Source organism: Pseudoduganella sp. R-43 (assembly GCF_049913255.1).
Lineage (GTDB): Bacteria > Pseudomonadota > Gammaproteobacteria > Burkholderiales > Burkholderiaceae_D > Rugamonas.
Genome location: NZ_CP183988.1, coordinates 4,162,838 through 4,175,838, shown reverse-complemented (window position 1 = coordinate 4,175,838; position 13,001 = coordinate 4,162,838). Strand labels below are relative to the sequence as shown.

Genomic DNA, 13,001 nt, shown 5'->3' with positions numbered 1-13,001 from the left:
GATAAAAATCATGGAGACTTTATTCGGCCCTTACGGGGTGGAATGGCTTAACTTGCTGGTTCGCTGGCTGCACCTGATCACAGGTATCGCCTGGATCGGCGCCTCGTTTTACTTCGTATGGCTTGACAACTCGATCCGTCCCCCCAAGCCTGGCAGTCCGCTTGCCAAGAAGGGCGTGATGGGCGAGCTGTGGGCCGTGCACGGCGGCGGCTTCTATAACCCCCAAAAATACCTGGTAGCGCCGGATGAACTGCCGGAAGACCTGCACTGGTTCAAATGGGAAGCCTATGCCACCTGGCTGAGCGGCTTCGCCATGCTGTTCATCGTCTATTACTTCAACGCTTCGGCGATGATGATCGATAAGAATGTGGCGGACCTGACCTCCCTGCAGGCAGTGGCCGTTGGCGTTGGCACGCTGGCGGGGGGCTGGCTGGTGTACGACACCCTGTGCAAGACCGCGCTGGCTGAAAAGCCTGCCGTGCTGGGCACCGTGATGTTCGTGCTGATTGTCAGTGCGGCATATGTGCTAACCCATACCCTGAGCGGCCGCGCAGCCTACATCCACGTTGGCGCGATGATCGGCACCATGATGGTCGGTAACGTGCTGTTCGTGATCATTCCTGGCCAGCGCAAGCTGGTGGATGCGATGGCCAAGGGCGAGTCGCCTGACCCGATCTACGGCAAGCGCGCCAAGGTACGTTCGGTCCACAACAACTACTTCACCTTGCCTGTGCTGCTGATCATGATCAGCAACCACTACGCCATGACCTACAGCCACGCATACAGCTGGCTGGTGCTGGCCGCCATCATGGCTGCCGGTGTGCTGATTCGCCACTTCTTCAACCTGCGCCATGCGGGCAAGGTTTCGCCTGCGTTCCCGATCGCGGGCGTGATCCTGCTGGCGGGCGTGGCTGTGGCGATCGCGCCGGCGCCGCGCAAGGCAGTTGCCGCGCCGGCGACCGTGGCCGCTGCGGTGGATGCCGATGACCACGCCGCGCCAGCCGCCGCTGCCGCACCGGCCGCCCAGGCCAGCCTGTCCAGCGTTCAGCAAGTGGTGACGCAGCGCTGCACCTCGTGCCACTCCGCGACCCCGACCCAGGCGGGTTTCGCATCAGCCCCGGGCGGCGTGATGCTCGATACCGAGGCCCAGGTCAAACAGCACGCCGCCAAGATTTACCAGCGCGCCGTGCAGAACAAGGATATGCCGCTGGCGAACATGACCCATATGACCGACGCCGAACGCCAGTTGATCGGTACCTGGTTCGAAACCAGCGCAAATTAAAGGAAGAGAAATGAGCAACGTAACTATCGACGGCTTCAACCTGACTGCCGAAGAAGTCCTGGCCGTGGCGCGCAACGGCGCCAAAGTCGAGCTGTCCGCCACTTCGCGCGCGGCGCTGAAGGAAAGCCGCGACTACATCGAATCCACCTGGATGCACGACGAAGCGCCGATGATGTACAGCTTCAATACCGGCGTTGGCCTGCTGAAGGATACGCGTATCAAGGTCGAACACATTGAACTGTTCCAGACGCAATTGATCAAGGCCCATAGCGGCGGCATCGGCGAACCGTTTTCGGAAGAAGTGAGCCGCGCCACCATGCTGCTGCGCGCAAACGCCTTCGCCAGCAACTACTCGGCGCCGCGCGTGGAAGTAGTGGACCGCCTGGTGGCCTTCATCAACGCCGGCATCCATCCAATCATGCCGCAGAAAGGCTCCGTAGGCGCATCCGGCGACCTGGCGCCGCTGGCCTACCTGGCAGCAGCCATCGCCGGCTTCGATGAGGCGGAAGTGATGTACAAGGGCCAGCGCATGCCTGCTGCCGAAGCGATTACGCGCGCCGAAGTCGGCCCGGTAAAGTTCGATCTCAAGGCCAAGGATGCTTCGGCACTGATCAACGGCTGCACCGCCTCGCTGGCCTTAGCCGTGCTGGCGGCCAAGGACGCGCGCGACCTGCTGACTGATGCCTGCCTGTCGCTGGGCCTGACGCTGGAAGCCATGCGTGCGGAAATGTCGGCCTTCGACCCGCGCATCCAGCAGGCGCGCCCTCATCCTGGCCAGATCAAGACTGCATCGGTCGTGCGCAAGCTGCTGAAGGGTTCCACCCGCACCACGCATGAGGCACGTGCCGTCCAGTTTCCCGACGAACTGCGACGCACCGACATTCCCTACACCCCGCGTATCCAGGACGTGTACTCATTGCGCTGCACGCCGCAAGTCTACGGTCCCGTGTTCGATGCGCTGGACTACATTGACACCATTGTAAAGAACGAGATCAATTCGGCCACCGATAATCCTCTGATTTTCGGCAAGGATGGCGGCGGCTTCGAGATCATCTCGGGCGGTAATTTCCACGGCCAGTATCTGGCGCAGGCAATGGATTTGCTGGCCATGGCGGTCACGGACCTGGGCAGTATCTGTGAGCGCCGCGTGGCGCGCCTGATTGATCCAACTCTGTCGTGGGGCCTGCCGCGCAACCTGATGTCGGGCCTGCGCGGCGTGAACACCGGCTATCCAGTGGTGCAATGCTCGCTCAGCTCCCTGGTGATGGAAAACCGCACGCTATCGATGCCGGGCAGCGTGGATTCCATCCCATCCAAAGCCAACAGCGAAGACCACATCTCCAACTCCACTTGGTGCGCACGCAAGGCCCACACCGTGGTGCAGAACACGCAGTACATCGTCGGCGTGGAAATGCTGCTGGCCGCGCAGGCGCTGACCATGACCGAGCACCTGCTGCCGGGCTTCAAGCTGGGCGAGGGCACGCAAGCGGCTTATGACGAGATCCGCAAGCAGATCCCGGCTTGCCTGGACGGCGACCGCTGGTTCCATAACGACATCCAGGTGGCGCACAGCTTTGTGACCAGTGGCTCGGTACGTGAGGCAGTGAGTGCAAAGGTCGGTGAATTCATTTAAACCTCGCTGACTTATAAAATGAAGATGGCCCGCGAGGGCCATTTTCATTGGAGCCGTCCTGGCTTGTTTTCAAAATTGCAAGATGGTAAGCTGCGAAAAATTCCGGAGCGAGTCAAGAAATGAACAGGTCCTTTTCGTTGGCATCGGCAATCACCGCAGTGACCATATGTGCGTCCGCGACGACTCATTGTTCTGCGGCGCTTCCCCTGTGCGGAAGCATTTCGACTGATGCGAAAAAGGTATCTCTCGCTTCCATGGATATCAAAACGCAGGTCTATTTTACGCACCGCGAGGGGTCGCTCTTCAAAACAGACCTGGCAAACCAGGGCAGCAAGCGCCTGGCTGAACATGAATTTGCGAACGGCGTGAACATGACGCAATCTTCGGATGGCCGCTGGATAAGCTATCTGGGCGTGCGTGCTGGGGGAACGAGAATGCAGTATTGGCTGCTTGACCGGCATGCCAATTCCAACCGCCTCGTCTACGAACAGCCCTCGCTGGGAGCGTCTTCCCCCTCATTCTCACCGGACAGCAAGTACCTCGTCATCGGGGTATCTGCTGGCCTCTTCCTTTTCGATACAGCGACACTGAAGCGGACGAAATTGACGCTGCCGGTTTCCATTCCGGTAAAAGAAATAATGACATTGACCAGATGGTCAAAAGACAGCACCGAGTTGCTGATTCTGGTGCGCAGCAACCTTCATAATGGACATGAAGTCCCGTTTGAGTTCCTCTCTTATCGGCCGGCGTCGAACTCGTTCGAGAAACTCGCCGCCAAGTACGAATCGAACAGCGGACATTCGTTCATACGAAACGGTCGGGAGATTCCCGCTTTCGAGGATCTGGTCCCGCGCTCATCTTATGCACCCAAAGCGGAAAGTTCTCGAGGTGGGACATGGCACGCGTTTGTCGAAAACAAAGCTGATTCAGAACCGCATGTGCTCAAACTTCGGAACCGCAATGGCAGGATCAAGACAGTCGCCAGCATACTGGGTGCCAGCTGTGGACGGATGCTCATCTCTGGCTGGCTTGATGAAGACCATCTCGTTATCAGGCACGGTTTCAATGAATTCCTCGTAATTGAAGCGAGCAGCGGCAATATCGCGGAGCTTCCCGAGGAGTTGAAAGCCTCCGAGAAATTTACCTGGTAACTTGAGTTTCGCCCTGATCTGGTGGCGCAGGACATTGCCACTTTCGGTATCGTTTTCTATTGTACGCGCCGGTATCCAGCATTTCCATAGAATTACATTTTTCATAATTTAGTGGGAGTTTGTATGATTCGGAAAATGCTTAGAATCACAGCTTCCACCGTTGTGTTGATCTCAATGTCCAATGCTTGCGCACAGGAAGATGCAGTCGGCGAGGTTGAGGTGACCGATACGCTGATCAGCATCAGCGGCAGTGGCCATCAGCGTACGTTTGCTTGCGATGGACGGAAACTCGAGGTCGTCGGTACGGGGCATGTCGTGACCACCACTGGGGTGTGCAGCGAAGTTGAGATCCTGGGCGTCGGCAACGTTGTCAATACCGAGGTGAAGCCCAAAGGGCGTCTCAGCATCACTGGTACAGATCACACGGTCCGTTGGAAATCCGAAGGCAAGATTGCGCAAAGCGTCACCGGGACCGGGCACCGGATCAGCCGCGTCAAATAGCCGGGATTCCCTGCCGCCCGGCCGCCGTTCATGCGATCCTTCGCGTTCCTGCCGCCAAGGCCAGGTTGGCTGCCAAATGGTTATGACGTTCGATCACCAATGGCAGGTCGATCGTCTGCAAGATCCCGTTTTTCACTACGAGCTTTCCGTTGATGATGCTGTAATTAACATTTGCCGGGGTGCAGAAAACGAGTGCCGCTACCGGGTCGTGCAGGGCGCCGGCAAAGCTTGGCTGGTTCAGCTTGAACATGACGATATCTGCGGACATGCCGGGCTTGAGGGCGCCGATATCGTCGCGGTTCAGGACTTTGGCGCCGCCCAGAGTCGCCAGCTCCAGCGCCTGGCGGGCAGTCATCGCGTCCGGGCCAAAGCCGACCCGTTGCAGCAGCATGGCCTGGCGCACTTCCCCCAGCATATGGGCGCCGTCGTTTGATGCGGAGCCATCGACGCCCAGGCCAACCGGCACACCGGCATCGACCATTTTGCGGATCGGGGCGATGCCTGAGGCCAGGCGCATGTTGGAGCATGGGCAGTGCGCGACACCAGTGCCAGTCTTTGCGAACATGTAGACGCCTTCGTCATCAAGCTGGACGCAGTGCGCGTGCCAGACGTCATGGCCTACCCAGCCGCAGTCTTCGGCGTATTCGGCCGGAGTCATGTTGAACTTCTCGCGGCTGTACGCAATGTCATTGACGTTTTCTGCCAGGTGGGTGTGCATTGATACGCCGTGGCTGCGTGCAAGTGCAGCGGCCTCCTTCATCAGGTCGCGCGAGACTGAGAACGGTGAGCAGGGCGCCACGACGATGCGCTGCATGGCGTGGCGCGCGGCGTCATGGTAGGTCTCGATCAGGCGTTGCGTGTCGCGCAGGATCGCTCTTTCATCCTCGACTACACTGTCGGGCGGCAGGCCGCCTTTTGACTGGCCCACGCTCATTGAGCCGCGCGCGGCGTGGAAGCGCATGCCGATTTTTGCGGCGGCTTCGATGCTGTCGTCCAGCCTGCAGTCGTTCGGGTAGATATACAGGTGGTCGCTGCTGGTGGTGCAGCCGGACAGGATCAACTCCGACATGGCGGTCAGCGTCGACACATGCACCATTTCGCTATCCAGGTTGGCCCAGATCGGGTACAGGTTGGTCAGCCAGTCAAACAGCTCGCCGTTCTGCGCCGCAGGGATGGCGCGCGTCAGGCTTTGGTACATGTGGTGGTGGGTGTTGACCAGGCCTGGAATCACTACATGGCCGGAGGCGTCAATGACGTCGTCTGCCGCTTGCGGTAGTTCGGAAGTTGGGCCTACCTGTTCGATCACGTTGCCGCGCACGTAGATTGCGCCGTTGTCGATTTCGCGGCGTTGTTCGTCCATGGTGACAACTACGCGCGCATTCTTGATCAGGAGAGTTTTGCTCATTCAGTTCTTCTCGAAATGATTAAACACTGCGGAAACAATGCGCGGGGCAATGCGGAAACAATGTCAGGGAACGGTCCGGTCCCGTCACGTGCCTGTGCAGGACCGCGGGAGTTTAGCCGACTTTGGGAATCAGCATCGGCTGCGGTACGTCATCTTCTTCATCCTCGTCATGTTCGGCTACCGGGCGGTCCGGCAGCACCAGGTTCAGCACGACGGCCACGATGGCGGCGGTCGAGATGCCAGAGCCGAAAATTTCGTGCACGAAGGCAGGCAGCTTGGACAACAGTTCGGGCCGGACCGATACCGCCAGGCCGCAGCCAACCGAAACTGCGATGAGCAGGCCGGTGCGCTTGTCATGTTCCACGTTGGACAGCATCTGGACGCCGGCCGCAATAATCATTGCAAACATCATCAGGCCGGCGCCGCCCAACACCGGCTGCGGGATGGTCACGACGACTGCGCCGAGCACAGGGAACAAGCCGGCCGCCGCCAGGAACACGCCGGTCAACGCCACCACATAGCGGCTGGCAACGCCGGTCAGCGAGATGACCCCGACGTTCTGTGCGAAGGTCGAAACCGGTGGAGCGCCCAGCACGGACACGAAGGCCGAACCCAGACCGTCGCACAGCACGCCGCGGCACAGCAGCTTGCCCTTCATCTTGGTATTGGTCGCTGAGCCTAGCGCCATGAAGGTGCCCGTGGTTTCGACGATGGTCACGACGTAAGCCAGTGCCATTGCCAGGATGCCGCTCAGCGGAAAGCTCATGCCGAAGTACAGCGGCTGGGGAACCGCGAACACCGCGGCTTTCTGGACGGCCGAAAAATCCACCAGCCCGAGGCCCAGGCAAACGCAATAGCCGATCACGATGCCAATCACCACCGCGGCTGCGGAAACGATGCCTTTGCCGAATTGCACAAGGGCGATCACGGTCGCCAGCACGAACAGGGCAATGCCGAGGTTGGTCGGATCGCCGTAGTTCGCCCCCGCGTTCTTGCCGCCGGCGGCCCAGTCCACTGCGACAGGAACGAGCGACAGGCCGATCATGGTGACGACGACTGCTGTCACCTGGTGCGGGAACAGCTTGCGGATCTGCGGCATGAAGAAGCTGCCGAGGATCATGATCGCGGAGCCTGCGAGCGAGGAGCCGAGTATGCCAGGCACGCCGTGCTCCAGGCCCACGCTGATGGCGGCGCCGACGAAGGCGAAGCTCGTGCCCATCACGCAGGGCAGGCGGATGCCGACCCGGCCTACACCGATGCACTGGATGGTGGTGACGATGCCGGAGCCGAGGAGGGCGGCGTTGACCAGGGCAACTATCTGGTCGGCGGGAAGTTTCAGGACTGCGCCGACCACCAGCGGGACGGCGATGATGCCGCCCAGGGCTGCCAGCATGTGCTGGGCGGCGAGGAGGGCAGTTGTGATTGGCGGTGGACGGTCGTCCACCTGGTATAGCAGGTTGTTCATGGTGTCTCCGTTATAGGATTTTTGTCTGAACTACTTTTTCCGGTGCTATCCGGCATGCCGCTGCGGGTCAGCTTAGGGGACGGCTGGAAGGCCAAGCCGTGCCCTTGAATCAATCAGAAATGGTACTCCGCGCGGATCATCGGGGTTTTTGCCGTGCTGCCGGGGATATTATGCGGATTCCCGAACTTGTTGCGCCAGTATTGGTATTCCAGGCCGACTTTGAAGCTGTTTGGCTTTGCGCCCACATGGCCGCTCAGGTCATACATCACCTGCGCGTCGATGTTCACCTCTGGAGAAGTCTGGCCGCCGAATTCGTCCTTGCCCTTGTTGCCGATCCAGTTGCCATAGCCTTCAAAGCTGAAGCCCGATCCGAGAGGAATGCCCCAGGCGGCGTTCAGCATGGCGTGCGTGTCGTATTTGTAGCGCTTGGCGACGCCCAGCGGCTGGTTGCTCTCCCACATGCCGAGCAGGCTAACATTCAGGAAGCCCGGCACGTCCAGCATCAGGGTTGGGCCGGCCACGATCATGCGCTTGCGCGAGTTGTAGCTGTCGTCGTTCTTGGTGTTCCAATCGAAGCCCGCGGTGATGCCTACGCCACGTACCGGACCGAATTTGAGGTCCTTGCCGCTTACTTTGCCCAGGTCCAGGGTGTGGCGGTACAACAGGTAGGCTTCGTGGGCGTTGTTATCCTTGCCGTCGGAACGCAGGAAGTCCAGGTTCATGTAGTTGCCGCCGTATTTGTAGCCGTCGACATACGTCCAGCTCAGGATCTGCTTGTTGATGTCGTTCGGGTTGTACGGTTCTGCGAATTTGCTGCCGTAGCGGTAGCCAATCGAGGTGTCGCTCCAGTCGGCGGCGCTGGCTTGCTGCGCGCCCATCGCCAAGGCCAGGACAGCGATGGTGCCCGCTGCCGCTACGCGTAATGCTTGCTGCATGGTGTCTCCTTTATTTTTTGATATGGAGACCCGATTATGTCCGTGCACGTCATGGTTGATATTCACCACCGTGTATATATCGCAATGGCCCGACGTATATGATTTTCTTCATTCACAAGAGGAGACCATATGGGCAAACTGAGTACACACGTCCTGGATATCACGCAGGGCAAGCCTGGCGCGGGCGTAAAAGTGAAGCTTTTCCGCGTTGAGGAGAACACAAAAGTGTTGTTGAAGACCGACACCACCAACCAGGACGGTCGTTGCGAAACGCCTTTGCTGACTGGCGGCGAGGTCGTTGCGGGCAAATACGAACTGGTTTTTGCTGCCGGCGACTATTTTGCGGCGCAAGGCGTGGCATTGCCGGAGCCGCGCTTCGTCGACGAGGTGGTCATCGCATTCGGCATTGCGGACGCCGATGCGAACTACCACGTGCCTATCGTGGTGTCGCCTTGGGCATATTCGACGTACCGCGGCAGCTAGGAAAGCGCGATGACTACTTTGAAAGCTTTCCGCGCCAGCGTCCTGCATTTCACGGCCGATCCTGCCTTCCATGCCGATGCGCACGCTTGGCACGAGGACGGACTGCTGGTGACTAGCGACGGCCGCGTGCAGGCGGCCGGCGACTACGCGCGGCTGAAAGACACGCTGCCGCCCGATACCCAGGTGCGCGACTACCGCGGCAAGATCATCATGCCGGGTTTTATCGACACCCATATCCACTACCCGCAGACGGACATGATCGCGTCGCCGGCGCCGGGGCTCTTGCCTTGGCTGGATACCTACACCTTTCCCACGGAGCGCCAGTTCAAAGATCCGGCGCACGCGGGCGAAGTGGCCGACTTCTTCGTCAAGGAATTGCTTCGTTGCGGCACCACTACAGCCATGGTGTATTGCACGGTGCATCCGGAATCGGTCGACGCGTTCTTTGGCGCGGCTGAAGCTCGCAACCTGCGCATGGCTGCCGGCAAGGTGATGATGGACCGCCATTGTCCGGACTTCCTGAAGGATACGGCAGAAACCGGTGCGCGCGAAAGCGAGGAACTGATTCATCGCTGGCATAACAAGGGCCGCAATATGTACGCCCTCACGCCACGCTTTGCGCCGACTTCCACCGAAGCACAGATGCATATGTGCGGCGAGCTGGCGCGCGCCTATCCGGATACTTACGTCCAGACGCACGTGGCGGAAAACACGGACGAGGTGGCGTGGGTCAAGTCACTGTTCCCGGAAGCGCGCAGCTACCTGGACGTGTACGACAAATACGGCCTGCTGCGCCCGCGTTCGATATACGCGCATTGCATCTGGCTCGATAACGAAGATCGAGCGCGCATGGCCGCCACTGGTGCGGCCGTGTCGATGTGTGCCACGTCCAACCTGTTCCTAGGCAGCGGCTTGTTCGATTTTGCTGCGGCCGACAAGCAGAACGTGGCATTGTCGCTGGCAACCGACGTTGGCGGCGGGACTTCGTTCTCGATGCTGCAAACCATGAACGAAACCTATAAGGTCGCGCGCATGGGCGGGACCTATCTGCCGGCGCTGCGCATGTTCTACATGGCGACGCTGGGCGGTGCGCGCAGCATGCAGCTGGAAGGTACGGTGGGCAATTTCGTTGCCGGCGCCGAGGCCGACTTCATCGTGGTCGATCCGAAGGCCACGCCGTTGCTGGAGCGCCGCTCCACGCGCTGCGACAGCCTGGAGGAATTGCTGTTTGCGCTGGCGTTGCTCGGGGATGATCGGGCGATTGCGGCAACTTACGCAGCTGGTGCGCAAGTCCATCAGCGCGGCGAGTAAAACCGGTAGGGCAGGGTCAGATCCAAGGGTTTGACCCGTTTTTCATACGCCACAAATAAAAAGACGCCGGTTGGAGGACCGGCGTTAAAAGAGAAAGTCTGTACGTTGCTGTCTATTGCGGCCAAATCTCCGCCAGACGCAGGAGGTTGGTGCTACCGGGTTGGCCGAATGGGGTGCCGGCAGCGATGGCGATCTGGTCGCCTGCCTTTACGAATCCTTCCCGCAGTGCGGTGCGGCATGCGGCTGCAACCATTTCATCGACGCTGTTCACGTCCTGGCTTACGGTGCTGTGCACGCCCCAGGCGAGTGCCAGGCGGCGCGCGGTTTCCGGCTTGGGTGTGATGCTGACTATCGGCGCCATCGGGCGTTCGCGCGCGGTGCGCAGGCTGCTGTGACCCGAAGTGGTGTAGGCCACCATGGCTTTCGCGCCCATGATTCGCGCGGCGTCGCGCATTGCGGCGCTGATGGCGTCACCTTTGTTTGGTAGTGGCGCCTGGTGCTGGGCCTCGATCACGGCGGGATACAGCGGGTCGCGCTCGACCTCGGAGATGATGCGGTCCATGATCGATACTGCCTGCACAGGGTATGCGCCGCTGGCCGATTCGGCGGATAGCATCACGGCATCGGCGCCTTCATACACGGCGTTGGCGACATCGGAGGCTTCGGCGCGGGTTGGCACCGGTGCGCTGACCATGGATTCCAGCATCTGGGTGGCGACGACCACCGGCTTGCCGTGCTTGCGGCACAGGCGCACGATGCGTTTCTGTACACCCGGCACGCGCTCAGGGGGCAGCTCGACACCGAGGTCGCCGCGCGCCACCATGATCGCATCCGACACACTGACAATTTCTTCCAGCCGGTCCAGGGCGGCAGGCTTTTCCAGCTTGGACAGCACGCCGGCGCGCCCCTGAACCAGTTCCTTGGTCTGCACCACATCTTCCGGCAGCTGGACGAAGGACAGGGCGATCCAGTCCACGCCCAGCCCCAATGCGAATTCGAGGTCGGCTTTATCCTTGGTGGTCAGCGCAGGGATAGGCAGCACGGCATCCGGCACGTTCACGCCCTTGCGGTCCGATAGCACGCCGCCGGTCACCACGCGGGTGCGGATGGTGGCGGAGTCGCTGGCCAGCACTTCCAGGCGGATGCGTCCATCGTCCAGCAACAGCGATTGGCCGGCGCTGACCGCGGCGAAAAGCTCGGGGTGCGGCAGGCGAACGCGCGAGGCACTGCCCGGAGCGGGCGCCTGGTCCAGCTGGAATTCGGCGCCGGCATTCAGCGTCGCCTTGCCGCCCTCGAACTGGCCGATGCGAAGCTTGGGTCCTTGCAGGTCGGCCAGGATGGCGATCGGACGGCCCAGCTCCTTTTCGATGGAGCGCACGATGCCGTATCGGGCCTCATGGTCGGCATGGCTGCCGTGGCTGAAGTTGAAGCGGAAGACATCGGCACCCGCTTCGAACAGCGCCTTGATGGTGACGTATTCGCTGCTTGCGGGGCCGAGGGTTGCTACGATTTTTGCTTTGCGTTCGCGACGCATATTGGTGTCTCTCTCTATTCTCAGTAAATCAAAGAATCAGGATGGCGCGGAAGTCGTTCACGTTGGTGCGTGTCGGTCCGCTGACCACCAGGTCGTCCAGCGCGCTGAAGAAGCTGTAGGCGTCGTTGTTGGCCAGAAGGTGCTTGCCGCTCACGCCTTTCGCCTCGGCGCGGGCCAGCGAATCCGGGGCGTAGACAGCGCCGGCATTGTCTTCCGAGCCGTCGATGCCGTCGGTGTCGCAGGCAATCGCATGCACGCCTTTGGCGCCTTCCATGGCCAGCGCGAAGCTGAGCAGGAATTCCACGTTGCGGCCGCCGCGTCCGTTGCCGCGCACTGTGACGGTGGTCTCGCCACCGGACAGGATGACGCATGGGCGCTGAAATGGTTGGCTGCGCGCCACCACCTGGCGAGCCATCGCCGCGTGCATCAGGCCTATGTCGCGTGCTTCGCCTTCGATCCCGTCTGACAGGATGTACGGCGTGAGGCCGGCTTCGCGCGCCTTCGCGGCAGCGGCTTCCAGCGCATGCTGGGCGGTTGCGATGACGTGGTGGCTGTGGCCTTCGAAGCGAGCGTCGCCGGGCTTTGGTGTTTCGCTGGCATCCGATTGCAGGTGTACCAGCACGCTTTTCGGGATCTCGATCCGGTACTTGCACAGGATGGCCAGTGCTTCGGAACTGCTGGTGGCATCCGGCAGGGTTGGCCCACTGGCGATCACGCGCGGATCATCGCCCGGCACGTCTGAGATCAGCAGCGTGACAACGCGGGCCTTGCCGCAGGCCAGCGCCAGGCGGCCGCCCTTGATGGCGGAAAGGTGCTTGCGCACGCAATTCATCTCACCGATGGTGGCGCCGCTCTTCAGCAGCGCCTTGTTCAGGGCCTGCTTTTCGGCCAGCGAAATACCTTCCGCCGGCAATGCAAGAAGGGCCGATCCGCCGCCGGAGATCAGGCACAGTACCAGGTCGTTTTCGGACAGGCCCTGCACCATCTCCAGCATGCGCGCCGCGGCCTTCTGGCCCGCATCGTCGGGCACGGGATGCGAAGCTTCGACCACTTCGATCTGCCGCGTCTCGGCGCCGTGGCCGTAACGGGTCACCACCAGCCCCGACAAGGGACCTTGCCAATGCTGCTCCACGGCTTGCGCCATGGCAGCGGCACCTTTGCCTGCGCCGATCACCAGTGTCCGGCCGTTCGCAGGGGGCTGCGGCAGGTAATCCCGCACCAGGTTGCGCGGATGGACCGCGCCAATGGCGGCGTTATACAGGTCGAGCAGGAGCTCGCGTGGGGCTGGGATGGACGTCATA

Annotated in this window: 11 protein-coding genes; 6 read left to right on the top strand and 5 right to left on the bottom strand. The window is 60.9% G+C overall.

The genetic code is table 11. From position 1 onward, the window contains the following. Positions 1 to 10 precede the first annotated feature (10 nt). The 4 genes from ACN9M3_RS18845 to ACN9M3_RS18830 all read left to right on the top strand — a co-directional run bounded on the left by ACN9M3_RS18845 (position 11) and on the right by ACN9M3_RS18830 (position 4,567). A complete protein-coding gene (locus ACN9M3_RS18845; protein ID WP_426318295.1) occupies positions 11 to 1,282 on the top strand; it encodes a urate hydroxylase PuuD in 1,272 nt (423 codons plus the stop codon). 10 nt (positions 1,283 to 1,292) lie between these two features. Then, a complete protein-coding gene (locus tag ACN9M3_RS18840; RefSeq protein WP_426318294.1) occupies positions 1,293 to 2,915 on the top strand; it encodes an HAL/PAL/TAL family ammonia-lyase in 1,623 nt (540 codons plus the stop codon). Positions 2,916 to 3,169: 254 nt separating this feature from the next. Continuing rightward, a complete protein-coding gene (locus ACN9M3_RS18835) occupies positions 3,170 to 4,066 on the top strand; it encodes a hypothetical protein (RefSeq protein ID WP_426318293.1) in 897 nt (298 codons plus the stop codon). A gap of 123 nt (positions 4,067 to 4,189) precedes the next feature. After that, on the top strand, positions 4,190 to 4,567 hold the full coding sequence (locus ACN9M3_RS18830) for a DUF3060 domain-containing protein (RefSeq protein WP_426318292.1): 378 nt from the start codon (positions 4,190 to 4,192) through the stop codon (positions 4,565 to 4,567). A 28-nt stretch (positions 4,568 to 4,595) separates the two neighbouring features. Here the strand turns inward: ACN9M3_RS18830 and ACN9M3_RS18825 are convergent, their stop codons facing one another. The 3 genes from ACN9M3_RS18825 to ACN9M3_RS18815 form a co-directional block, all read right to left on the bottom strand. Continuing rightward, positions 4,596 to 5,972, bottom strand: coding sequence for an 8-oxoguanine deaminase (locus ACN9M3_RS18825; RefSeq protein ID WP_426318291.1), 1,377 nt, complete (start codon positions 5,970 to 5,972; stop codon positions 4,596 to 4,598). A 112-nt stretch (positions 5,973 to 6,084) separates the two neighbouring features. Continuing rightward, on the bottom strand, positions 6,085 to 7,437 hold the full coding sequence (locus ACN9M3_RS18820) for a uracil-xanthine permease family protein (protein ID WP_426318290.1): 1,353 nt from the start codon (positions 7,435 to 7,437) through the stop codon (positions 6,085 to 6,087). A 113-nt stretch (positions 7,438 to 7,550) separates the two neighbouring features. After that, entirely contained in the window at positions 7,551 to 8,372 is an 822-nt protein-coding gene (locus ACN9M3_RS18815) for an outer envelope protein (protein WP_426318289.1), read from the bottom strand. Positions 8,373 to 8,501: 129 nt separating this feature from the next. Here ACN9M3_RS18815 and uraH point away from each other — a divergent pair, with 129 nt between their 5' ends. Beyond that, positions 8,502 to 8,855 carry a hydroxyisourate hydrolase gene (gene uraH / locus ACN9M3_RS18810; RefSeq protein WP_426318288.1) on the top strand — a complete coding sequence of 118 codons (354 nt, stop codon included), beginning with the start codon at positions 8,502 to 8,504 and terminating at the stop codon, positions 8,853 to 8,855. 9 nt (positions 8,856 to 8,864) lie between these two features. Continuing rightward, positions 8,865 to 10,166, top strand: a complete 1,302-nt coding sequence (guaD, locus tag ACN9M3_RS18805; RefSeq protein ID WP_426318287.1) for a guanine deaminase — start codon at positions 8,865 to 8,867, stop codon at positions 10,164 to 10,166. Positions 10,167 to 10,278: 112 nt separating this feature from the next. Here guaD and pyk read toward each other — a convergent pair whose 3' ends face one another. Continuing rightward, positions 10,279 to 11,700: a pyruvate kinase gene (gene pyk, locus ACN9M3_RS18800; protein ID WP_426318286.1), complete on the bottom strand. Its 1,422-nt coding sequence runs from the start codon at positions 11,698 to 11,700 to the stop codon at positions 10,279 to 10,281. Positions 11,701 to 11,728: 28 nt separating this feature from the next. Then, the gene (locus tag ACN9M3_RS18795; RefSeq protein ID WP_426318285.1) at positions 11,729 to 13,000 is read right to left on the bottom strand and encodes a glycerate kinase type-2 family protein; all 1,272 of its coding nucleotides are present in this window, start codon (positions 12,998 to 13,000) and stop codon (positions 11,729 to 11,731) included. Position 13,001: the final 1 nt, after the last annotated feature.